Origin of the sequence: Vibrio sp. 10N.222.49.C9 (assembly GCF_041474985.1) — a bacterium.
Taxonomy (GTDB): Bacteria; Pseudomonadota; Gammaproteobacteria; order Enterobacterales; family Vibrionaceae; genus Vibrio; species Vibrio crassostreae_C.
In genome coordinates this window covers 1-294 of record NZ_JBFRVD010001134.1, presented here as the reverse complement: position 1 = coordinate 294, position 294 = coordinate 1, and the positions used below count along the sequence as shown (strand labels likewise).

General features: G+C 45.6%; 1 pseudogene. It reads right to left on the bottom strand.

Annotated elements, in window-relative coordinates:
* Window positions 1-294: pseudogene (locus tag AB4585_RS27230) on the bottom strand (glyceraldehyde-3-phosphate dehydrogenase); the annotation flags it as partial.

Below are 294 nucleotides of genomic sequence, written 5' to 3'. Positions count from 1 at the left end.
GTAGACATACCATCAACGATAGTAGAGCGTTGGTCACCCTTGTAATCGATAGAAACCAGTGGGCGTTCTTCAAAGCCAAGAATGCCTTTAAGCTCATTCTCTGATGCTTCTTTCAGTAAAGCGTTAACTTCTTCTACTGTGGTATCGCGCTTAACGTCAAAAATGATGTCCGTTAGCGAAGCGTTCGCTAGTGGGACACGCACTGCGTGGCCGTTGATCTTATCTTTCAATTCAGGGAAGATTTCAACGATTGCCGTTGCTGAACCCGTGGTTGTTGGAATAAGGCTCATACCA